Source organism: Mumia sp. Pv4-285 (genome assembly GCF_041320275.1).
In the GTDB taxonomy this organism is placed as follows: Bacteria; Actinomycetota; Actinomycetes; order Propionibacteriales; family Nocardioidaceae; genus Mumia; species Mumia qirimensis.
The window spans coordinates 3,893,279-3,913,433 of sequence record NZ_CP162023.1 but is presented as its reverse complement, the minus strand read 5'-3'; the positions used below and the strand labels follow the sequence as shown (position 1 = coordinate 3,913,433).

The window sequence follows — 20,155 nt, the reverse complement described above, 5'->3', positions numbered from 1 at the left end:
ACCGCCTGCGCGAGTGGATGTGGACGGTCCCGCCGCCGCAGCCCCTCGATCCGGCCGCGGAGGATCCGAAGGAGATCGCGGTGGCGGAGAAGGCAGCCCACCGGGAGGCGGAGAAGTCGACGGAGCGCGAGGCCCCGGAGCCTGACGCATGACGGCGGTGACGGTGATCTTCGCGGCGCTCGGGCTGGTCGCCCTGGTGTCGGCGTTCCTCGTCGTCACGAGCGACCAGATCGTGCACGCGGCGCTGTGGCTGGTGGTGACGCTCGGCGCCGTCGCCGGGCTGTACGTCCTGCTGGCGGCCGAGCTGGTCGCCTGGGTCCAGGTGCTCATCTACATGGGCTCCGTCGTGGTCCTGCTGCTGTTCGCTCTGATGCTGACCCGCACGCCGACGGGCCCGGGCTCCGCCACCGTCACCGCCAACCAGCCGCTGTCGACCGTGGTGGCCGTGGCGACGACGGTCGCCCTGGGCGCGGTGATGTGGGCGGGGTTCGGGGGAGAGGTGATCGAGAAGGACGCGGTCCGGGTCGGCACGGCCGAGCGTCTCGGCGATGCGATCTTCCGGACGTGGGTGCTGCCCTTCGAGGTGCTCTCGGTGGTGCTGCTCGCGGCGCTGGTCGGCGCGATCGTGCTGACGCGCAGGGGTGAGCGCTGATGCCGCTGATGCTCCCGCTCACCGTGTCGTGCGGGCTCTTCGGGTTAGGCCTGTACGCCGTCCTCGCCCGTCGTCACGCCGTGATGGTGCTGCTCGGGATCGAGCTCATGCTCAACGCGGCGAGCCTCAACCTGGTCGCGTTCGACACCTGGTGGGCCGACAACCTGCACACCGGCCAGTCCCTCACCCTGTTCGTGATCGCGCTGGCAGCCGCCGAGATCGGGCTCGGTCTCGCGATCGTGCTCGCGCTCTTCAGGGCGGTCGGCAACGCCGACGTCGACGGGCAGGATCCGCCGACGTCGATGCTCGCCGAGGGCGGTGACGAGCTGTGAACCGCCGCTACTCCTCGTCGGCGGTCGGCATCACGGCTGTCCTCGCCGTGTGCGCCGCGGTCGTCGCGTTCCCCAGGCTCGGTGACGACACCGGTCCGTACGGCCTGCCGGCCGGCCGTACGACGACGCTCGTCGACGGCGGCGACCTGCTGGGGGTGTCGGTGTCCTTCTACGTCGACCACCTCAGCGCCGTGATGCTCCTGCTCGCAGCGTCGGTGGGCCTGCTCGTCCAGGTCTACTCGGTGGCCTACCTCGCGGGCGACTCCCGCTACCGCTCCTACTCGACGATCATCCAGCTCTTCCTGGTGGCGATGGCCACGGTCGTCGTCGCCGACAACCTGTGGCTGCTGCTGGTCGGGTGGGAGGTCATGGGCGTCTGCTCGTACCTGCTGATCAGCCACCACTGGGAGCTGTCGCCTGCTCGCGCCGGCGCGGTGAAGGCGTTCCTGCTGACCAGGATCGGCGACCTCGGGCTGCTCGTCGCCATCTTCGCGATCGGGCAGACCTTCGGCACGTACGAGATCAGCGAGGTCCTCACGGCGATGGCCTCGCCGGGTGCACCGGAGGGGCTGACCGCGATCGGCCTCCTGCTCGTCGTCGCCGTGGTCGGCAAGTCGGCGCAGTTCCCGCTGCACACCTGGTTGGCCGACGCGATGCCGGGCCCGACGCCGATCAGTGCGCTGATCCACGCGGCGACGATGGTCGCGGCGGGCGTCTTCCTGGTCGCCCGGCTCTATCCGGTGCTCGCCGCCTCCGCGGTGACGATGACGGTGCTCGCGGCGATCGCGTGCGTCACGATGCTGCTCGCGGCGCTGCTCGCCCTGACGTCCGCCGATCTCAAGCGTGTGCTCGCCTGGTCGACGGTGAGCCAGCTCGCGTACATGTTCGCCGCGCTCGCCGTCGGCGGCTACGACGCGGGCATCGACCACCTGCTCTCCCACGGTGCCTTCAAGGCGCTGCTCTTCCTCGTCGCCGGGTCGGTGGCGCACGCGATCGGGTCCACGGCGCTGCGCGACATGGGTGGGCTGCGCGCGGCGATGCCGTGGACGTTCCTCACCGGCACCGTCGGGTTCGCCGCGCTCGCGGGTGTGGTGCCGACGGTCGGCTTCTTCAGCAAGGACGCGGTGCTCGAGTCGGCGTGGCACGCGATCGGCCACGACGCGCCCGTGGCGCCGGTGGTGGCGGTCGTCGTCCTCGCGGTCGGGCTGGTCACCGCCGCGGTGACGGTCGTCTACGCGTTCCGCGCCTGGTGGCAGACCTTCATCGGCGAGGGTGCGCCCGTGCGGGTGTCTGCGGCGGTGCACGAGTCCCCGCCGCTGATGGTCGGGCCCCTGATCGTCCTTGCCGCGGTGACGTTCCTGCTCAGCCTCGCGATGCCGTTCGACCTGCTGATGGGCCTGGTCACGACGGCGATCGTGGGCGCGGCCGGATGGCTGGCCTGGCGGACGACGACCTCGGGTCGCGACCCGGCCGGGCTGCTCGGGCCCCTCCAGCCTGCGTTCACCCGCGAGCTCGAGTGGGACCTCGGATACGAAGGCGCCGCCGTGGCCGCACGTCGCGCAGGAGACCTGGTCGTCGCCACCGACCGCGACGTCATCGGCTTCTACCCGCGTGCCGCCGCCGGTGTGAGCGTCTGGCTGTCTCGCGCGCTCGCCCGGGCGCAGAACGGCAACGCCCAGACGTACGTGACCGTCCTGGCGGTCGGCGCCCTGGCGATCACCGCGCTGGTGGTGGTCCGATGAACGGGCTGGTGGTGGCGCTCGCGCTGCCCGCGGTGGCGGCGCTGCTCCTCGTGGTCCTGCGCGGCATGCTGACCGACCGGCTCGCCGCCTGGTCCGGCGTCGGTGTGTCGGTCGCGGTCGCTCTGCTGCTCCTGGTGACGTGGGTCGCCGGGGACGGCGACGGCTACACCGCCGAGGTCGACCTGGTCTGGGTCCGCTCGCTCGACCTGCACCTGCACCTCGGGATGGACGGCATCTCGTTCCCGCTGCTGATGATGACGGCCCTGGTGACGGCGCTCGTCTGCTGGGCGCTCGTCGACGACCCGCCCGCCGGCGACAACGCGACGCCGGCGCTGGTCGGGCTCGTGATGGTCGTGCTGACGGCCTCGATCGGCGTGTTCGCCGCACTCGACCTCGTGCTCTTCTTCGTGTTCTTCGAGCTGGCGCTGATCCCGATGTGGTTCGTGATCGCCCGGTGGGGCGACCCGCTCGACAGGGCCGGGCGGCGCACGGCAGCGACACGGTTCCTGCTCTACACCGTCGTCGGGTCGGCGCTGATGCTCGTCGGGTTCGTGACGGTGTGGGCGCTCGCAGGCACCGTGCAGATCCCCGAGCTCACGGCACTCGGCGGGCAGATCGACGGCGGCTGGGCCCTGTTCGCGGCCTGCATGATCGCGCTCGGTCTCGCGGTCAAGACGCCGGTGTGGCCGCTGCACCTGTGGCTTCCCGACGCGCACGCCAAGGCGCCGACGGTGGGGTCGGTCCTGCTCGCCGCGGTCTTCCTCAAGCTCGGGACGTACGGGCTCCTCCGGGTCCTCGTCGCAGTCCTTCCCGGTCCGGCGCGTGACCTGGCGCCGTGGCTCGGGCTGCTCGGGGTGGTCGGCATCGTGGTCGCCGCCCTGGCGTGCCTGCGGCAGGTCGACCTCAAGCGCCTCATCGCGTACTCCAGCGTCGGCCACATGGGGTTCGTGGTGCTCGGCATCGCGACGCTGACCGAGATCGGCATCGCGGCGGCGGTGTTCGCGAGCGTCGCGCACGGCGTGGTCACCGCGCTGCTCTTCTTCAACGCGGGCTCGTTGAAGCGCCGGTTCGGGACCGCCGAGCTGTCCGTGCTCGGCCGCGGCATGTACGCCCGCATGCCGGCGCTGGCCGTCGTGCTGGCGTTCGCGTCGTTCGCGAGCCTCGGCCTCCCCGGTCTCGCCGGCTTCTGGGGCGAGATGATGGCGCTGCGGGGCACGTACGAGGCAGCAGCGGGCACCGACGGTGCAGGCCTCGGTGAGGCGCTGGCCGCCGTCCTGCTGGTCGGCGCCCTGCTCGGCGTCCTGCTCACCTCCGCCTACTTCCTCCGGATGCTCCGGCGCACGCTCCAGGGGGTGCCGACGCCTCACGACTCGGACACCGACCTCGCCGGGTCGGAGCGCGGCATCGCCGTCGTGCTCGTGGTGGCCGTGCTCGTGCTCGGTCTCGTCCCCGGCCTCGTGATGGGTGTCGTGGAGCCCAGCATCCCGGCGATCCTGGGAGGCGCCCGATGACGGTCGTGGACGCGGTGGACTGGGCCTCGGCCGGCGTGCCGCTGCTGGTGGCGGTCGGAGCGATCGTCGTGCTGGTCGTCGACGCCTTCTGGCCCGCCGGCGGCTGGCGGCGAGCCGGGCTGATCGCGCTCGCGTCGCTGGTCGCCGCCGGAGCCTGGCTGGCCGACAGCGGGTCCAGCGGAGCAGTCGTCGCGGGCTTCTCGTGGGTCATCCTGCTGTCCGCGCTCGCGGTGGTGCTGCTGACCCAGGCCCTCGAGGACGACCCACAGATGCCGGCGGGGGAGTCGACGTTCCTCGTCCTGAGCGCGACGGCGGGCGCGCTGACGCTCGCGGCAGCGAGCGATTTCGTCACGCTGCTGGTGGCGCTCGAGCTGCTGTCGCTGCCGTCGATCGCGCTCGTCGCGATGCGACGCGACCGGGCGGTCGCCGTGTCGTCGGCTTGGACGTTCTTCATCGCCTCGGCGACGGCGACGGCGATCACCCTCATGGGGCTCTCGCTTCTCTACGGCATCACCGGCACCCTCACGTACGAGGGCGTGCTCGTCGGCCTGCAGGACGGCCGCGCTCCCGAGCGGGCGACCTCGGCCGTCGTGGTGCTCGTCCTCGTCGGGCTGGTGTTCAAGGTCGGTGCGGTGCCGTTCCACCTGTGGATCCCCGACGCCTACCGTGGAGCCTCCGTCCCGGTCGCCGCGTTCCTGTCGGTCGTGTCCAAGGGTGGCGCGCTCGCGGCGCTGCTCGTCGTCCTCGCGTACCCGTTCCTCCCGCTGCAGCCTCGCTGGGACGTCTTCATCGCGGTCGTCGCGGCGCTGTCGATGACGATCGGCAACATCGGCGCACTGGCGCAGCGCGACATCGTCGGCATGCTCGCGTGGTCGTCGATCGCCCAGGGCGGCTTCGTGCTCGCCCCCCTGGTGGCCGTGTCTCTCGCCTCCGACGACGTCCTGTCGGCGCCGCTGCGCTACCTCGCCGTGTACGCCGTCGCCAACCTGACCGTGTTCGCGGTCGCCGCGGTCGGAGTGCGCAGGCTCGGCGGCACCTCGTACGCCCACTACCGCGGCGTCGCCCGCCGTGACCCGCTGATCGGGGTGGCACTCGTGATGGGGCTGCTCGCCCTGGCCGGGTTCCCGCCGGCGGTCATCGGCCTCGTCGCCAAGTACGTCGTGCTCCAGCCGGTCGTGCTGGGCGGCCACGGGTGGCTGGCCGTGGTGATGGCCTTCAACGTCGCGCTCGGACTCGTCTACTACCTGCGGCTTGTGGTGGTCGCGTTCGCTCCTGCCGACCGTGCCGGCGCAGAGGCTCCGACCGGCGCGGCGGTGCGCAGCGGTCGCGGCGCCACCACCGCGTACGCCGTGGTGGCCGTCGGTGTGACGCTGCTCATCGCCACCTCGGTCTATCCGACGCTGATCTTCGGTCCGCTGCCCTGACCCTGCCCTGACATTGTCGGGGTGGTTCGGCCCACTAGGGTTCCGGTGTGCCCGATGCGATCGTGACCATCCACACCGACGGCGCCTGCCTGGGCAATCCTGGCCCGGGCGGATGGGGCGCGGTGCTGCGCTACGGCGACCACCTCAAGGAGCTGCACGGCGGCGAGCCGGCGACCACGAACAACCGGATGGAGCTGATGGCGGCCATCCAGGCGCTCGAGGCCCTCACCCGGCCGGCCGTCGTCGACCTGCACACCGACAGCAGCTACGTCCGCAACGGCATCATGACGTGGGTCGCCAAGTGGAAGGCGAACGGTTGGCGGACGGCCGCCAAGCAGGCGGTCAAGAACGAGGACCTCTGGCGCCGCCTCGACGCCGCGGCCCAGCAGCACGAGGTCCGCTGGCACTGGGTGAAGGGCCACGCCGGCGACCCCGGCAACGAGCGTGCGGACGTGCTGGCCGGCCGCGGCGCGATCGAGGCGAGGGCGGGCTCGGTCAGCGGTAGTTGACGAACTGCACCGCGAAGTCCAGGTCCTCGCCCTTCACGAGCGCGATCACGGCCTGGAGGTCGTCACGCTTCTTGCTCGTGACGCGCAGCTCCTCGCCCTGGACCTGCACCTTGACACCCTTGGGGCCCTCGTCGCGGATCAGCTTGGCGACCTTCTTGGCCTGCTCCTGGGTGATGCCCTCGGAGAAGGTCCCGTTGATCACGGACTCCTTGCCCGACTGCTTCGGATCGCCGGCCTCGAGTGTCTTGAGGGACACGCCACGCTTGACGAGCTTGTCCTTCAGCACGTCGAGGACGGCCAGTGCACGCTCGTCGGCGTTGGCCTTGATGACGACGGCGGTCGAGCCGCTCTTCTCGATCGAGGCGCCGGTGTTCTTGAAGTCGTACCGCGTCGAGATCTCGCGCGCGGCCTGGTTGATCGCGTTGTCGATCTCGGCGTGGTCGAGCTTGCTCACGATGTCGAACGACGAGTCCGCGGCCATGGTGATCCTCTCGGTCGGGGCAGCCGGTCACCCGGTTTCGGGTGGGTTGGAGCCCTGCGATAAAGTCGTTGCTGTTGCTCGCGCAGAGTAACAACCCCGAGGCAGGTTGCCCGAGCGGCCAATGGGAGCTGACTGTAAATCAGCCGGCAATGCCTTCGCAGGTTCGAATCCTGCACCTGCCACGTCGATGAGCCCGGTCCCGCATGGGACCGGGCTCGTCTGATTCTCCCACCTGCGGGCTCACTGCAGCGTGGCGAGGACGTCCCGTGTGAACGCCCCCGGAGTGAGGGCGTCGGCATCCTGCGGCGCCGCCCCCATCCGTACGGCGACGATCCCCTCGGAGGGGACCACGGCGACGATCTGCTTGGCGAGTCCGAGCGCCCAGAACGCGTCGGCCGGGACGCCGGGGGCGAGGCGCGCGGCCCGTGCCGCGGCGGTGTCCTCCGAGCCTCCGGTGGCGGTGAGCGCGCCGAGCACGGGGCCCTTGCGGTTCACCCACCAGAGCAGCCCGTACGCCGCGTTGAGCCGCGACGAGGACCTTCCTGTGGCGGCCGCGACGTACTCCTTCGACACGATCTGCTCGCCGCCCCAGCTGCCGTCGTTCAGCATCAGGACCCCGAGCCGCGCCAGGTCGAGGCACGACGCGTTGATGCCGGAGAACATCGTGGTGTTGTCCGCCGCGTCGGCCCCCCAGGAGGTCCGCGACATCTGCATCGGCGCGAACAGCTTCTCTCGTGCGTACTCCGCTGGGGTCGTCCCGGTGGCTCTCGAGAGCACCGCCTCGAGAGTCTGGATCGCGGCGTTGTTGTAGCGCCAGACCGTCCCGGGCGGCGCATCCTGGGCCAACCCGATCGCGAAGGCCGTCTTGTCCGCGGCGCCGATCGCCATCTCCTGGTAGTCGGTCGTGAAGTCCCAGTGCCGTCCCGACACGTTCGCCAGCAGGTCGCGGATCGTGACGCCCGCTGCCGGGGTCCTGCGCCACTGCGGGATGTAGTCCGACGCGCGGTCGTCGAGGTCGAGGAGCCCTTCGTCGGCCGCGATCCCCACGAGCAGCGAGGTGAACGACTTCGTCACCGAGAACGCCGCGCCCATCGCCTGGTCGTCGCTCCCGCCGAAGTACGCCTCGTGGACCAGCTCGCCGTGGCGCGTCACCACGAGGCAGGACGAGCCCAGACTGTCGAGCTCACGGTCGAGGGCGCGCAGCGCCGTACCGTCGAACCCGGCGGAGTCCGCCGGCGTACGCGTCCAGTCCTCGCCCGGGACCTCCGGGCCGACGGCCGTGGGCGGCGTCGCCGTGCCCGCCGCTGACGCGTCCGGCGCGGCGTCGGGAGACGCCGCGCGCCCTCCCGCACTGCACGCGGAGAGGACCAGCACGGCCGCGGTAGCGGCGATCAGCGGGCGTGGCAGCATGGGTCCATTGTGGTGTCCCGGACCTAGCCACGTGACCCACGTCATGGGGCCCACCCCGGATTTCGGTTCCGTACGGCGGCCGTGTATCTTTGCTTTTCGGTTCGCCGATCGCCCCTTTAGCTCAGTCGGCAGAGCGTCTCCATGGTAAGGAGAAGGTCTACGGTTCGATTCCGTAAAGGGGCTCTGAGTCTCACCCCGTGTCCCGCCTCGTGTGGTAGGGCGCGGGATGACGCATGGCGGGGTAGCTCAGGTGGTTAGAGCACACGGCTCATAATCGTGGTGTCGCGGGTTCGAGTCCCGCCCCCGCTACAAGACCAGTCGACAGAAGCAGTTCCAGCGAAGAAGAGGCAGACTCGTGGCCAGCAAGAGCTCTGACATCCGTCCCAAGGTCACCTTGGCGTGCACCGAGTGCAAGCGACGCAACTACATCACCAAGAAGAACCGTCGCAACGACCCCGACCGTCTCGAGCTGAAGAAGTTCTGCCCGCACGAGCGCGTCCACACGGTCCACCGCGAGACCCGCTGACCTTCGCCGTACGAACCTCGTACCTTCCCACTGGGGTCCCGCCTGTCGGCGCGGACCCCGGTGTCATGTTGGGAGCCCAACGGATGCGTGACCTGTTCGTCCTCGCCCCGCTGACCACCCTGCGGATCGGCGGTCCGGCCCGCGACATCGTCGAGGTGACGAGCGCCGACGACCTCGTCGACACCGTCCGCGAGCTCGACGAGGCCGGCGAGCCGGTCCTGGTGCTGGGCGGCGGCAGCAACGTCGTCGTCTCCGACGAGGGGTTCGACGGCACGGTGGTGGTCGTCCGTACGCAGGGGCTCGTCGCCGACGTCGACTCGTGCAGCGGTGCGACGCTGACGGTCGCCGCCGGCGAGGTGTGGGACGACTTCGTCGCCCACGCGGTCGACCAGGAGTGGGTCGGGGTCGAGACCTTGTCCGGCATCCCGGGCAGGGTCGGTGCCACGCCGATCCAGAACGTGGGGGCGTACGGCCAGGAGGTCTCGCAGACGATCTCACGTGTTCGCACGTACGACCGCGTCGACCGCCGCGTCGTCACCTACTCGGCCGACGACTGCGGCTTCGGCTACCGCACGAGCCGCTTCAAGCGTGAGCCCGACCGTCACGTCGTGCTCGACGTGACCTTCCAGCTGCGCCTCGGCTCGCTCAGCGCGCCGGTGCAGTACGCCGAGCTGGCCCGCACGCTCGGTGTCGAGGTCGGGGCGCGTGTCCCGCTCGGCGAGGTGCGCGACGCCGTCCTCGCCCTGCGGGCGGGCAAGGGCATGGTGCTCGACCCCGACGACCACGACACGTGGAGCGCCGGCTCGTTCTTCACGAACCCGGTGCTGAGCGCGGAGGCCGCCGCCTCCCTGCCCGCCGACGCGCCGCGCTTCCCCCAGCCGGACGGCCGGGTCAAGACGAGCGCCGCCTGGTTGATCGAGCGCGCCGGCTTCTCCAAGGGGTACGGCGACACCGCGGCGCGCGTCTCCGGCAAGCACACGCTCGCCCTCACCAACCGCGGCGGCGCCACCGGCTACGAGCTGCTCGCCCTCGCGCGTGAGATCCGCGACGGCGTCGAGACGAAGTTCGACGTCCGGCTCGAGAACGAGCCGGTCCTGGTCGGCGCCACGCTCTGACTCAGCGACACTCGGCTCTACTCAGCGTCGCCCATCGGCGTCGCTGTGTGGGTGCTGGTGGCGCTGAGTGCCCGAGCCGAGCGCGCGAGGTCACGCTTGATCCGCGCTGCCGTACGCACTTGGCTCGCCGGTTGGAGGTCCGCCCAAGTAAGCCGGGTCATGCCGTAGCCGAGGTCGCGGATGTCTCGTTCGCGGCGTTTCTCGGCCAAGATCTTGTCCCGCGCCGTCATGCCGCCCACAGGGTCGTCCAGGTACTTCTCCGCGCCGTCAAACTCGAGGACGTGGCGGATCGCCGGCCACGCGAAGTCGACCTCGGCTCGGCGCCCGCCGGGCAGGCTGACCGGGTACTGCGGCTCAGGCGGCGGGATGTCGAAGCGCCAGCACAGGACCAGGACCAGCACCTCCGCCGCGCTGTCGCACCTGGCGTCGGCAATGGCGAGGGCATCCTTGGCGTCCCTCGTCCCTGGCCGCTTGCCGAAGGCATCCAGGACGTCGCGGAGCTGAGCCTTCGCCGTGGCCTGTGAGAACTCCTCCACCATCCCGCGCCGCAGCGCATCGCGGCGTCGGTCTGCGAGCCATCGTCAATGACGACGTCGTGCACCACCAGGGCAGAATCGTGGCTGGCGGCGTACCCCGGACCGAGGACGGCGATGACGCTGCGGATCATCACGAGCATCTGCTCTCGCGAGGACGCCGTCCCGTACGACCTTGCGGGCGTGTAGACGCCGCGGCGGAGCTTGATCCAGTCCCCGCTTGCGATCTGCCGCTCGAGGTCGTTCGACGTGTAGCCGTTGGCGAGCGCCTCTCGGCGTGTGGCGAACCCCAGGTTGCGGCGTGCCACGATCTCGAGTCGTTCCATGGCGGACCACTCTGGCGTCCGTGGCCGACCCTCCGCTCGCGCACCTGTGGACAACCACATGAGCGGCGCACTCAGCGACCGTCGGCGCTACTCGGCGGCGCCGCGGAGCGGCGCTGAGTAGGCGTGGATGTCGCTGAGTAGCAGCCGCTTACGTCGCCCGAGGCGACATGACCCTCACGCGGGGTCAGCGGCGAGCCAGGCGTCGATCGCCGCCAGCGCCTTCTCGCGCAGGTCGGCGGGTGCGTACGAACCACGCAACGACATCCGCGCCAGCTCGGCCAGCTCGGCGTCGCTGAAGTCCTGGGCTGCACGCAGTGCGGCGTACTGGCCGGACAGGCGTGCCCCGAACAGCAGCGGGTCGTCGGCTCCGAGCGCGACGCCGACGCCCGCCTCCACGAGGGTGCGTACGGGCACCTCCTCGAACGTGTCGTACACCCCGAGCGCGACGTTCGACGACGGGCACACCTCGAGCGTGATGCCGGCGTGTGCCACCGCGGCGAGCACCTCGGGGTCCTCCACGCTGCGCACCCCGTGGCCGATGCGGTCGGGCTCGAGGTGCTGGAGGACCGCGGCCACGCTCGCCGGCCCGCGGAGCTCGCCGCCGTGCGGCATGCTGCGCAGCCCGCCCCGACGTGCGATGGTGAAGGCGGGCGCGAACGCGGCGGTGTCGCCACGCCGTTCGTCGTTCGAGAGGCCGAACCCCACCACGCCCCGCCCCGCGTACTGGGTCGCGAGCCGGGCGAGCGTGCGAGCGTCCAGCGGGTGGCGTGTCCGGTTGGACGCGATCACCACCGCCATGCCGATGCCGTGCGTGGTGCTCGCCTCGTCCACGCAGTCGAGCACGAGGTCGGTGAACGCGGTGATCCCGCCGAACTTCGCGGCGTACCCGGACGGGTCGACCTGGATCTCCGTCCACACCGAACCCTCGGACGCGTCGTCCTCGGCGACCTCGTGGACCAGGCGGCGTACGTCGTCGGGCGTCCGCAGCACCGACCGGGCCGTGTCGTACAACCGCTGGAACCGGAACCAGCCCTTCTCGTCGGTCGCCCGCAGCTGCGGCGGCCACTCGTCGACGAGCGCCGGGGGAAGGCGTACGCCGTCCCTCTCGGCGAGCTCGACCAGCGTCCGGTGGCGCATCGATCCGGTGAAATGAAGGTGCAGGTGGGCCTTCGGGAGGCTGTCGATCGAGCGCATCGCTACGGCCATGCGGTCATCGTGCCAGCCGGTTCGACTCGGCGCCGGGGCACCCCGTACACTTGACGACTGGTGGATGTTTCCACTGTGTCGTCATGCCCTCCGGACGTCGTTCGCGGGTGGATGGTCGCGCAGCAGACGTTCATCGAAGGGCAGTAGCTCAACTGGCAGAGCATCGGTCTCCAAAACCGAAGGTTGGGGGTTCAAGTCCCTCCTGCCCTGCAAAACGCCTGGTCCGTCCCGACGGCGGACCGAGACGGGCACCACGATCGAAAGGGAACGGTCACCATGAGTGAGACGTCGAACGCGTCGACCGAGAGCACGCGCTCCGGTCGCACGTCGCCGGTGACCTTCTACCGTCAGGTCGTAGCAGAGCTCCGCAAGGTCGTCTGGCCGACCCGTTCGCAGGTCGCCAACTACTTTGTCGTCGTGCTCTTCTTCGTGCTCGTCATGATGGCCATCGTGGCGGGCCTGGACTACGGCTTCGGCAAGCTGATGTTCTGGGTCTTCGCCTGACCCACGGGTCGAGGAGGCCCTGGGGCCGTGAGATCCAAGGGCCGAGAAGAGACGAGGAAAGAGGCGCTGTGACCCAGCCGTACGAAGAGAACGAGGGCGACGAGCTCCGCGACCTCATCGGCGAGGACGACCGCGCGCCGCTCGACCTCGACGAGAACGAGCTCGAGGCGCAGGAGTTCGAGCAGGGCATCGATGCCGCCGCCGATGCGACCGAGGCCGACGTGCCCGAGTCCTTCGAGGCGTACGAGGTGCGTGGCGAGGACGAGGGCGAGCCCGAGATCCCCGACGCGGCCGACGCCGCGGAGGCCGAGTTCCAGGGTGAGGCGTCGACCGACCCCGAGGCCGAGGACGAGATCGCAGAGACGTCGACCGACGGGGCCTACGTCGTGGACGGTGACGACATCACGGAGTCGCTGGCGGCCGACGCCGCGATCGAGCGCGGTGCCACCGTCGACCCCGAGGCGGAGGCGCTGATCGCCGACGCCGCCGGTGACGACGAGGCTGCCGCCGCTGCTGAGGCGGACGCCGCCGAGGTGCTGGACGAGCCGGTCGAGTCGGACCCGCTCGCCGAGTTCCGTGAGAAGCTCCACAGCCAGTTCGGTGACTGGTACGTCGTGCACACCTACTCCGGCATGGAGAACAGGGTCAAGTCGAATCTCGAGAACCGGACGACCTCCATGCACATGGAGGACTTCATCTTCGAGATCGTCGTGCCGACCGAGGAGGTCGCCGAGATCAAGAACGGACAGCGCAAGCTCGTCAAGCGCACCGTTCTCCCCGGCTACGTCCTCGTCCGCATGGACCTGACCGACGAGTCCTGGTCGACGGTGCGCAACACGCCGTCGGTCACCGGGTTCGTGGGCAACGCCCACCAGCCCGTGCCGCTGACCCTCGCCGAGGTCGAGAGCATGCTTGCTCCCGCCGTCGAGGCGCAGGTCGCGGTCGACCAGCCTGCCAGCGCGTCGTCGACGCAGGCGCAGGCGCCGAAGGTCGAGTTCACCGACTTCGCCGTCGGAGACTCGGTCATGGTCGTGGACGGGCCGTTCGCGACCCTGCACGCCACGATCACGGAGATCAACGTCGACGCCCAGCGTGTGCGGGCGCTCGTCGAGATCTTCGGGCGGGAGACCCCCGTCGAGCTCAGCTTCGCGCAGATCCAGCGCGTCTGAGCCAGCGGGTACGCTCGACAGGGCTTCCGCGCAACACCCAGTGGGAGGGCCGAGGCAGGCCCACCGTGACCACGAGAAGGAAAAGAGATATGCCTCCGAAGAAGAAGATCGCTGCCCTCGTCAAGGTGCAGCTCCAGGCCGGTGCAGCCACGCCGGCTCCGCCGGTCGGTACGGCCCTCGGCCCGCACGGCGTCAACATCATGGAGTTCTGCAAGGCGTACAACGCCGCGACGGAGTCCATGCGCGGCAACATCGTCCCGGTCGAGATCACGATCTACGAGGACCGGTCGTTCACGTTCGTCACCAAGACGCCCCCGGCTGCGGAGATGATCAAGAAGGCAGCGGGCCTCCAGAAGGGCTCGTCCGTCCCGCACAAGGACAAGGTCGGTTCGATCTCCAAGGACCAGGTCCGCGAGATCGCCCAGACCAAGCTTCCTGACCTGAACGCGAACGACATCGACGCCGCGATGGAGATCATCGCCGGCACCGCCCGTTCCATGGGCGTCACCGTCGACTGACCTCGTCGATCCGACCGACCGAACAGTGGCAGGGCCAGCTGGGCCCGACGACCACGACTGGTAGAGAGAGAAGAACCAGAATGCCTCAGCACAGCAAGGCGTACGAGAACGCCGCCAAGCAGATCGACAAGGACGCGCTCTACTCGCCGGCAAAGGCGATGGAGCTCGTCAAGGAGTCCGGCTCGAAGAAGTTCGACTCGACCGTCGACGTCTCGATGCGCCTCGGTGTCGACCCCCGCAAGGCCGACCAGATGGTCCGCGGCACCGTCAACCTCCCCCACGGCACCGGCAAGACCGCTCGCGTCCTCGTGTTCGCGACCGGCGCGAACGCCGACGCCGCCCGTGAGGCGGGTGCCGACTACGTCGGTTCCGACGATCTCGTCACCAAGATCTCGGACGGCTGGCTCGACTTCGACGCCGTCGTCGCGACGCCCGACATGATGGGCAAGGTGGGTCGCCTCGGTCGAGTCCTCGGCCCGCGCAACCTCATGCCGAACCCGAAGACCGGCACCGTGACGCCCGACGTCGCGAAGGCTGTCTCGGACATCAAGGGCGGCAAGATCGAGTTCCGCATCGACCGTCACTCGAACCTGCACTTCGTGATCGGCAAGGCCTCGTTCAGCGCCAGCGCGCTCGCCGAGAACTACGCGGCCGCGCTGGAGGAGATCCTCCGCATCAAGCCGTCGAGCTCGAAGGGCAAGTACGTCCGCAAGGTCACCGTCTCGACGACGATGGGCCCGGGTGTGCCGGTCGACCCGAACCGCACCCGCAACATCGCCTCCGACGAGGAGTGACACCCCCGCGTCCCACGGACGCGTGACGTGACTGCACAGACGCCGCCTCCTTCGGGAGGCGGCGTCTGTGCGTCTGGGGACAGGGGTTCGATGTGCACCACCTACCGGGTAGCGTGGGTGTCATGCGCATCCGAACCCTCAGCACCGCCGTCGCCGCACTCGGCCTCGTCCTCGTCGCGGGCTGCGGCAGCAGCGCCGACCTCGTCGGAGACGGCTCGGACTCCACACAGACGTCCTCGACGACCTCTCAGGGATCGGGCGACGTCAGCGAAGGCACGACCACGCTGACCACCGCCAACTTCGCCGAGGTCGTCTCGGGCGCGCAGACGGACGCACGCTCGACGCACATGACGATGTCGATGGAGGTCGCCGGTCAGTCGATCGAGGCTCAGGCCGACGTCACGACCGACACCGACCCGACGAAGTCCGCCATGCGGATGACGATGGACATGGGCGGGCAGGACGTCGAGATGGTCCTGGTCGACGGCGTCGTCTACACCAAGGCTCCGGGCATGCCTGAGGGCAAGTGGATGAAGATCGATCTTGCGGACGCCGCGGGTGCGGCAGGTGGCTCGTTCGCGCAGCTGCGTGACTCGATCGACCCCGCGCAGAGCATCAAGAACCTCAAGGACTCGCTCAAGGACCTCAAGGACACCGGCGAGACCGAGACCCTGGACGGGGTTGAGGCCCGGCGCTTCGACGCGGTGGTCGACACCTCGAAGCTCGCCGGCCTTCCGGCGGCCGCCGGGGCACAGATTCCCGACGAGATCACCTACCAGTACTGGGTCGGACCCGACAACCTCCCCCGCAAGGTCGTCCTCGAGGGCCTCGGCACGCCGATGGAGCTGACCTTCAGCAAGTGGGGCGAGGACGTCGCGGTCGAGGCGCCGCCGGCCGCCGACGTCGTCGACGGCTCGTCGATGCTCGGCGGCTGACCGACCCGGTTCGACCGACCCGATTTTGGAAGTCCCCGGGTCGTCACGTACTCTGGTCGATGCCGAAGACCGCCGGTCGTCCGGGACGATCCCGCAAGGGAGCGCCACGGATCGAAGGGCCCGCAGAAGCGGGCGGCCCGCGCAGGTTCACCGAGTGAAACGTACTCTCCCGTACGCCACGCCCCGTGCCCTGCGCCGGGGCGTTCGTCATGTCGGGGCTCAAGCGCCGGTGGCCTTCGTACGAACCAGGTGCCCGTCGCACGTCGGGTACGACACGAAGGAGAAGCATGGCGCGACCGGACAAGGCCGCAGCGGTTGCCGAGCTGACGGACGAGTTCCGCAGCTCGAACGGCGCTGTGATGACCGAGTACCGCGGTCTCACCGTGAAGCAGCTGCAGGATCTGCGCCGCTCGCTCGGTGAGAACGTCAACTACGCCGTGACCAAGAACACGCTGACCAAGATCGCGGCTCGTGATGCCGGCGTCGACGGTGTCGACGGCCTGCTCAACGGGCCGACTGCCATCGCCTTCATCAAGGGCGATCCGGTCGAGGTCGCCAAGGGTCTGCGTGACTTCGCCAAGGCGAACAACAATCTCATCATCAAGGGCGGCTTCCTCGAGGGGAAGGCGCTCGACGCTGCGGAGATCACCAAGCTTGCTGACCTCGAGTCGCGCGAGGTCCTCCTCGCCAAGCTCGCGGGCGGCATGAAGGCGAACCTCTCGAAGGCCGCCGCACTGTTCCAGGCACCGCTCGCCCAGGCGGCGCGTGCTGTGGGTGCCCTGCAGACGAAGGTCGAGCAGGAGACTCCCGCGACCTCGGCTCCCGCCGAGACCGAAGAAGCCCCGGCCGAGGCCGAGGGCTCCGAGGGCTAGGGCCCGATCACGTATCCGACCCCCCTCGGGGTCCCCAACAGGAAGGACGCCAACCATGGCGAAGCTCAGCACCGAGGACCTGCTCGACGCGTTCAAGGAGATGACCCTTCTTGAGCTCAGCGAGTTCGTGAAGCAGTTCGAGGACACCTTCGACGTCACCGCTGCCGCTCCGGTCGCGGTTGCCGCCGCTCCGGCTGCCGGCGGCGCCGGCGAGGCCGCTGCTGCCGAGGAGAAGGACGAGTTCGACGTCGTCCTCGAGTCGGCCGGCGACAAGAAGATCCAGGTCATCAAGGAGGTTCGTGCACTCACGAGCCTCGGCCTCAAGGAGGCCAAGGACCTCGTCGAGGGTGCGCCGAAGGCCATCCTCGAGGGTGTCAACAAGGAGGCCGCGGAGAAGGCCAAGGAGGCCCTCGAGGCCGCCGGCGCCACCATCACCCTCAAGTGATGTTGCACTCCGTGTGAACCTGAGCAGCACCTGCTGCTGAGAACGGGCGTCCACCCCTGCGGGGTGGGCGCCCGTTCTGCGTCTCCGCGGGAGCCGCGAGCGGAAGGCCGCGCCCGGGAGGCGCGTTCGTGCTGAGTAGCATTCCGCTGTGAGACACGTCACCGGTGCGTGACGGTCTTGTGACCGAATTGGGCCATCTGTGGGTTGTGTCACAGTGCAAACTTTGGTTACAGTCGCAGTTATTACCTGGGAGTAGCAAGCGTGGGCTGCCAGGACGTTGAGGTTCCTTGGGAGGGAGAACCGCATGCGCGTCAGCGCTGCCGCAGCACGTCGAGGCTCGGGACTCGTGGCCACCGCCGGATTGATCGCCGGGGGCCTGGCGGTGGTCGCCGCTCCGGCCGCGCACGCGGCCGACGCGAGGGTCGAGCGCGTCGGCTACACGTGCAAGGCGACGAACCCGATCGTCGACGCGTCGCTCCAGGGTCCGCAGCAGTTCTACGTGACTGCGGAGACGACCCTCCCCGACAGCGTCGCTGCCGGCGACACCGTGCCGCAGACCGACGCCAGCCTGACGCTGTTCCTTCCTGTGAAGCTGGTCGACCGTCTCACGGGTCCGATGGCGGTCGAGCGGGTCAAGGGCTCGGCGACGTCCGACGTGGTGATCGACGGAGTCGCTCCGGGCGGTGAGGTCGTCGAGAGCATGACCAAGGTGGTCAGCAACCTCGTCGCGCCCAACTGGGTGACGCTCACCCCCGGCAAAGAGGTGCCGATCAAGGTCACCGGCCAGGTGGAGCCGATCGACGTCCCGGAGATCCCCGAGGGCAACGGCCTGATCTACGTCCAGATGCCGCCCTCCTTCGTGCTGCACTCCGAGATGGACCCGCCGGTGCTGGGCTCGATCGCGAAGGCCGACCTCAAGTGCACCCGCGACGCCAACACGCGGGCGGCCCGGGTCATCGGCACGATTCCGGTCGGCGAAGGCTGCGAGGAGTCAGAGTGCCCTCTGCCGGCCGCGGGCGGGGGAGTGACGGACCCCGAGCCGGGTGGTGACGGTGACGGCGGCGGGACCGGCGGCGAAGACCCGCCGGTGATCGATCCGACGACGACCCCCGTCGACGACGACGGCAACGGGGACGGTGGCAACGGCAACGGCAACGGGGGCGATGACGACGACGCCGACGTCGCTCCCTACACGACCACGGCGCTCCCGGCGACGGGCGCACCGGTCGGCGTGGGCATCATCGCCCTCCTCGGCCTCGCGGCCCTCGGGCGCGTGGCGCTCGCCGTCCGGTCCCGCCGTCGAAGTCCGCAGGCCTGACACACCTTGCTGGCCCCTTGTGGCTCCCCGTCGGACGGGGAGCCCGTCCCCCAAAGGAGTCTCGCTCATGGGAGTCGAGGTACGGGTCGAAGGCCTGACGAAGTCCTTCGGCAAGCAAACGATCTGGCGTGACGTCTCGCTGACGCTGCCCGCCGGACAGATCAGCGTGATGCTCGGCCCGTCGGGCACCGGCAAGTCGGTGTTCCTGAAGGCGCTCATCGGTCTCCTCAAGCCCGACGAGGGCCACATCTTCATCGAGGGCACCGACATCGCCACGTGCAGCGAACGCGATCTCTACGACATCCGGAAGCTGTTCGGCGTCCTGTTCCAGGACGGTGCGATGTTCGGCTCGATGACGCTGTTCGACAACGTGGCGTTCCCCCTGCGCGAGCACACGCGCAAGACCGAGACCGAGATCCGCGAGATCGTCATGGAGAAGATGTCGATGGTCGGCCTCGTCGGCGCCGAGGACAAGCTCCCGGCGGAGATCTCCGGCGGGATGCGCAAGCGCGCCGGGCTGGCGCGGGCGCTGGTCCTCGAGCCCGAGATCGTTCTCTTCGACGAGCCGGACTCCGGCCTCGACCCGGTCCGTACGGCGTTCATCAACCAGCTGATCGTCGACCTCAACGCCCAGATCGAGGCCACCTTCCTCATCGTCACCCACGACATCAACACCGCACGGACGGTGCCCGACAACATCGGTCTGCTGTTCCACCGGCACCTGGCGATGTTCGGCCCCCGCGAGATGCTGCTGTCCAGCGAAGAGCCCGCGGTCCGTCAGTTCCTCAACGCACAGACGATCGGCCCGATCGGCATGAGCGAGGAGAAGGACGCCGACGAGCTCGCGATGGAGGACCACGACGCGCTGCCTCCGCTGCCGCCGATCCCGGTCCAGCTCCTCCCCACCGACGGACGCCCACGCCCGACCCAGGCACCCCCGGGAGCCTGGTGCGTGGCCAACGGCGTCACGCCCCCGCCCGGATCGTTCCTCGACGACGGCACCGTGCTCGGTGCCGCCGCAGCGCGACAGCCGGTCTCGTCCGGCGGTGCGGCGTGAGTGCCGCAACCCTCGTCACTGCACCTCTCGCGACGGCCGGCAAGCTCTTCGCGTTCGGGGCCGACGTCGTCCTGGGCATCTTCCGGCGACCATTCCAGGTCCGCGAGTTCATCCAGCAGGCGTGGTTCATCGCCTCGGTGACGATCATCCCGACGGCGCTCGTGGCCATCCCGTTCGGCGCCGTGATCGCGCTGCAGGCCGGCAGCCTCATCCAGCAGTTCGGCGCCCAGTCGTTCGCCGGATCGGCTGCGGTGCTGGCCGTCGTCCGTGAGGCCGGGCCGATCGCGACCGCGCTGCTGGTCGCCGGTGCCGGCGGCTCGGCGATCGCGGCAGATCTCGGCGCGCGCAAGATCCGCGAAGAGCTCGACGCCATGATGGTGCTCGGCATCGACCCGATCCAGCGCCTGGTCGTGCCTCGAGTCTTGGCATGCATGCTCGTCGCCGTCTTCCTCAACGGCCTGGTGAGCGTCGTCGGGGTGATCGGCGGCTACGCGTTCAACGTCGTGCTGCAAGGAGGCACGCCCGGCGCGTACCTCGCCTCCTTCACCGCGCTCGCGCAGACCGCAGACCTCTATCAGGGGATGGCGAAGGCCCTCGTGTTCGGGTTCATCGCGGCGATCGTCGCCGCGTACAAGGGCATGCACGCCGACGGCGGCCCGCGCGGGGTCGGTCAGGCCGTCAACGAGGCGGTGGTCATCACCTTCCTGCTGCTCTTCCTCGCGAACTTCGTGATGAGCGCGCTGTACTTCCAGCTCGTCCCGGCGAAGGCGTTGTGA

General features: G+C 69.7%; 22 protein-coding genes, 4 tRNA genes and 1 pseudogene. 22 read left to right on the top strand and 5 right to left on the bottom strand.

Going from position 1 to position 20,155, the window contains the following annotated elements; translation table 11 throughout:
* Positions 1-148 precede the first annotated feature (148 nt).
* From AB3M34_RS18920 to rnhA, 6 genes are read left to right on the top strand one after another with little or no spacing between them, the layout of a single operon-like run.
* Entirely contained in the window at positions 149-652 is a 504-nt protein-coding gene (locus tag AB3M34_RS18920) for an NADH-quinone oxidoreductase subunit J (protein WP_370616288.1), read from the top strand.
* The gene (gene nuoK / locus AB3M34_RS18915) at positions 652-984 is read left to right on the top strand and encodes an NADH-quinone oxidoreductase subunit NuoK (RefSeq protein WP_370616286.1); all 333 of its coding nucleotides are present in this window, start codon (positions 652-654) and stop codon (positions 982-984) included. Before AB3M34_RS18920 ends, nuoK begins: the two co-directional genes overlap by 1 nt.
* Positions 981-2,726 carry an NADH-quinone oxidoreductase subunit L gene (locus AB3M34_RS18910; protein WP_370616284.1) on the top strand — a complete coding sequence of 582 codons (1,746 nt, stop codon included), beginning with the start codon at positions 981-983 and terminating at the stop codon, positions 2,724-2,726. Before nuoK ends, AB3M34_RS18910 begins: the two co-directional genes overlap by 4 nt.
* A complete protein-coding gene (locus AB3M34_RS18905; protein WP_370616283.1) occupies positions 2,723-4,237 on the top strand; it encodes a complex I subunit 4 family protein in 1,515 nt (504 codons plus the stop codon). Before AB3M34_RS18910 ends, AB3M34_RS18905 begins: the two co-directional genes overlap by 4 nt.
* A complete protein-coding gene (locus tag AB3M34_RS18900; protein WP_370616281.1) occupies positions 4,234-5,661 on the top strand; it encodes an NADH-quinone oxidoreductase subunit N in 1,428 nt (475 codons plus the stop codon). Before AB3M34_RS18905 ends, AB3M34_RS18900 begins: the two co-directional genes overlap by 4 nt.
* 47 nt (positions 5,662-5,708) lie before the next feature.
* Positions 5,709-6,170 carry a ribonuclease HI gene (gene rnhA, locus AB3M34_RS18895; protein ID WP_370616280.1) on the top strand — a complete coding sequence of 154 codons (462 nt, stop codon included), beginning with the start codon at positions 5,709-5,711 and terminating at the stop codon, positions 6,168-6,170.
* On the opposite strand, the gene AB3M34_RS18890 is transcribed toward rnhA, so the two are convergent.
* Positions 6,157-6,651, bottom strand: a complete 495-nt coding sequence (locus AB3M34_RS18890; protein ID WP_370616279.1) for a YajQ family cyclic di-GMP-binding protein — start codon at positions 6,649-6,651, stop codon at positions 6,157-6,159. The two genes, rnhA and AB3M34_RS18890, sit on opposite strands and share 14 nt — an antisense overlap.
* Positions 6,652-6,751: 100 nt before the next feature.
* Between AB3M34_RS18890 and AB3M34_RS18885 the strand changes: the two genes are divergently transcribed.
* Positions 6,752-6,833 (top strand) — tRNA-Tyr (locus tag AB3M34_RS18885).
* A gap of 58 nt (positions 6,834-6,891) precedes the next feature.
* Here the strand turns inward: AB3M34_RS18885 and AB3M34_RS18880 are convergent.
* Entirely contained in the window at positions 6,892-8,061 is a 1,170-nt protein-coding gene (locus tag AB3M34_RS18880) for a serine hydrolase domain-containing protein (protein WP_370616278.1), read from the bottom strand.
* A gap of 110 nt (positions 8,062-8,171) precedes the next feature.
* Between AB3M34_RS18880 and AB3M34_RS18875 the strand changes: the two genes are divergently transcribed.
* The 4 genes from AB3M34_RS18875 to AB3M34_RS18860 all read left to right on the top strand — a co-directional run bounded on the left by AB3M34_RS18875 (position 8,172) and on the right by AB3M34_RS18860 (position 9,702).
* Positions 8,172-8,244, top strand: a tRNA-Thr gene (locus tag AB3M34_RS18875).
* A gap of 52 nt (positions 8,245-8,296) precedes the next feature.
* Positions 8,297-8,370, top strand: a tRNA-Met gene (locus AB3M34_RS18870).
* 46 nt (positions 8,371-8,416) lie between these two features.
* Positions 8,417-8,587, top strand: a complete 171-nt coding sequence (gene rpmG, locus AB3M34_RS18865) for a 50S ribosomal protein L33 (RefSeq protein WP_370616276.1) — start codon at positions 8,417-8,419, stop codon at positions 8,585-8,587.
* 83 nt (positions 8,588-8,670) lie between these two features.
* The gene (locus AB3M34_RS18860; protein ID WP_370616275.1) at positions 8,671-9,702 is read left to right on the top strand and encodes a UDP-N-acetylmuramate dehydrogenase; all 1,032 of its coding nucleotides are present in this window, start codon (positions 8,671-8,673) and stop codon (positions 9,700-9,702) included.
* 17 nt (positions 9,703-9,719) lie between these two features.
* Here the strand turns inward: AB3M34_RS18860 and AB3M34_RS18855 are convergent, their stop codons facing one another.
* The 3 genes and pseudogenes from AB3M34_RS18855 to AB3M34_RS18845 all read right to left on the bottom strand — a co-directional run bounded on the left by AB3M34_RS18855 (position 9,720) and on the right by AB3M34_RS18845 (position 11,767).
* The gene (locus AB3M34_RS18855; protein WP_370620109.1) at positions 9,720-10,238 is read right to left on the bottom strand and encodes a hypothetical protein; all 519 of its coding nucleotides are present in this window, start codon (positions 10,236-10,238) and stop codon (positions 9,720-9,722) included.
* Between the two features lie 188 nt (positions 10,239-10,426).
* Positions 10,427-10,561 (bottom strand): annotated as a pseudogene (locus AB3M34_RS18850) (type IV toxin-antitoxin system AbiEi family antitoxin domain-containing protein); the annotation flags it as partial.
* A gap of 174 nt (positions 10,562-10,735) precedes the next feature.
* On the bottom strand, positions 10,736-11,767 hold the full coding sequence (locus AB3M34_RS18845) for an adenosine deaminase (protein ID WP_370616273.1): 1,032 nt from the start codon (positions 11,765-11,767) through the stop codon (positions 10,736-10,738).
* A 137-nt stretch (positions 11,768-11,904) separates the two neighbouring features.
* Between AB3M34_RS18845 and AB3M34_RS18840 the strand changes: the two genes are divergently transcribed.
* From AB3M34_RS18840 to AB3M34_RS18790, 11 genes are all read left to right on the top strand, one after another.
* A tRNA-Trp gene (locus tag AB3M34_RS18840) sits at positions 11,905-11,977 on the top strand.
* 66 nt (positions 11,978-12,043) lie between these two features.
* Entirely contained in the window at positions 12,044-12,271 is a 228-nt protein-coding gene (gene secE / locus AB3M34_RS18835) for a preprotein translocase subunit SecE (RefSeq protein WP_149770185.1), read from the top strand.
* 353 nt (positions 12,272-12,624) lie between these two features.
* Positions 12,625-13,440, top strand: coding sequence for a transcription termination/antitermination protein NusG (gene nusG / locus AB3M34_RS18830; RefSeq protein ID WP_407070178.1), 816 nt, complete (start codon positions 12,625-12,627; stop codon positions 13,438-13,440).
* Between the two features lie 89 nt (positions 13,441-13,529).
* The gene (gene rplK, locus AB3M34_RS18825; RefSeq protein ID WP_370616270.1) at positions 13,530-13,958 is read left to right on the top strand and encodes a 50S ribosomal protein L11; all 429 of its coding nucleotides are present in this window, start codon (positions 13,530-13,532) and stop codon (positions 13,956-13,958) included.
* Positions 13,959-14,038: 80 nt separating this feature from the next.
* Positions 14,039-14,752: a 50S ribosomal protein L1 gene (gene rplA, locus AB3M34_RS18820; RefSeq protein WP_370616268.1), complete on the top strand. Its 714-nt coding sequence runs from the start codon at positions 14,039-14,041 to the stop codon at positions 14,750-14,752.
* 122 nt (positions 14,753-14,874) lie between these two features.
* Positions 14,875-15,687 (top strand): DUF6612 family protein, encoded by an 813-nt coding sequence (locus AB3M34_RS18815; RefSeq protein WP_370616267.1) that lies wholly within the window; start codon positions 14,875-14,877, stop codon positions 15,685-15,687.
* A 287-nt stretch (positions 15,688-15,974) separates the two neighbouring features.
* Entirely contained in the window at positions 15,975-16,559 is a 585-nt protein-coding gene (gene rplJ / locus AB3M34_RS18810; protein WP_370616266.1) for a 50S ribosomal protein L10, read from the top strand.
* A gap of 55 nt (positions 16,560-16,614) precedes the next feature.
* Positions 16,615-17,004, top strand: coding sequence for a 50S ribosomal protein L7/L12 (gene rplL / locus AB3M34_RS18805; protein ID WP_370616265.1), 390 nt, complete (start codon positions 16,615-16,617; stop codon positions 17,002-17,004).
* Between the two features lie 304 nt (positions 17,005-17,308).
* Complete coding sequence (locus AB3M34_RS18800; RefSeq protein ID WP_370616263.1) at positions 17,309-18,322, top strand: DUF6801 domain-containing protein; 1,014 nt, start codon at positions 17,309-17,311, stop codon at positions 18,320-18,322.
* A 67-nt stretch (positions 18,323-18,389) separates the two neighbouring features.
* On the top strand, positions 18,390-19,379 hold the full coding sequence (locus tag AB3M34_RS18795) for an ABC transporter ATP-binding protein (RefSeq protein ID WP_370616261.1): 990 nt from the start codon (positions 18,390-18,392) through the stop codon (positions 19,377-19,379).
* A complete protein-coding gene (locus tag AB3M34_RS18790) occupies positions 19,376-20,155 on the top strand; it encodes an MlaE family ABC transporter permease (RefSeq protein WP_370616260.1) in 780 nt (259 codons plus the stop codon). Before AB3M34_RS18795 ends, AB3M34_RS18790 begins: the two co-directional genes overlap by 4 nt.

Coding starts and splice junctions, on each gene's coding strand:
- AB3M34_RS18920 (WP_370616288.1), top strand. CDS start 149: ATGACGGCGGTGACGGTGATCTTCGCGGCGCTCGGGCTGGTCGCCCTG.
- nuoK (WP_370616286.1), top strand. CDS start 652: ATGCCGCTGATGCTCCCGCTCACCGTGTCGTGCGGGCTCTTCGGGTTA.
- AB3M34_RS18905 (WP_370616283.1), top strand. CDS start 2,723: ATGAACGGGCTGGTGGTGGCGCTCGCGCTGCCCGCGGTGGCGGCGCTG.
- AB3M34_RS18900 (WP_370616281.1), top strand. CDS start 4,234: ATGACGGTCGTGGACGCGGTGGACTGGGCCTCGGCCGGCGTGCCGCTG.
- AB3M34_RS18890 (WP_370616279.1), bottom strand. CDS start 6,651: ATGGCCGCGGACTCGTCGTTCGACATCGTGAGCAAGCTCGACCACGCC.
- AB3M34_RS18880 (WP_370616278.1), bottom strand. CDS start 8,061: ATGCTGCCACGCCCGCTGATCGCCGCTACCGCGGCCGTGCTGGTCCTC.
- AB3M34_RS18860 (WP_370616275.1), top strand. CDS start 8,671: ATGCGTGACCTGTTCGTCCTCGCCCCGCTGACCACCCTGCGGATCGGC.
- AB3M34_RS18845 (WP_370616273.1), bottom strand. CDS start 11,767: ATGGCCGTAGCGATGCGCTCGATCGACAGCCTCCCGAAGGCCCACCTG.
- secE (WP_149770185.1), top strand. CDS start 12,044: ATGAGTGAGACGTCGAACGCGTCGACCGAGAGCACGCGCTCCGGTCGC.
- rplK (WP_370616270.1), top strand. CDS start 13,530: ATGCCTCCGAAGAAGAAGATCGCTGCCCTCGTCAAGGTGCAGCTCCAG.
- rplA (WP_370616268.1), top strand. CDS start 14,039: ATGCCTCAGCACAGCAAGGCGTACGAGAACGCCGCCAAGCAGATCGAC.
- AB3M34_RS18815 (WP_370616267.1), top strand. CDS start 14,875: ATGCGCATCCGAACCCTCAGCACCGCCGTCGCCGCACTCGGCCTCGTC.
- rplJ (WP_370616266.1), top strand. CDS start 15,975: ATGGCGCGACCGGACAAGGCCGCAGCGGTTGCCGAGCTGACGGACGAG.
- rplL (WP_370616265.1), top strand. CDS start 16,615: ATGGCGAAGCTCAGCACCGAGGACCTGCTCGACGCGTTCAAGGAGATG.
- AB3M34_RS18800 (WP_370616263.1), top strand. CDS start 17,309: ATGCGCGTCAGCGCTGCCGCAGCACGTCGAGGCTCGGGACTCGTGGCC.
- AB3M34_RS18795 (WP_370616261.1), top strand. CDS start 18,390: ATGGGAGTCGAGGTACGGGTCGAAGGCCTGACGAAGTCCTTCGGCAAG.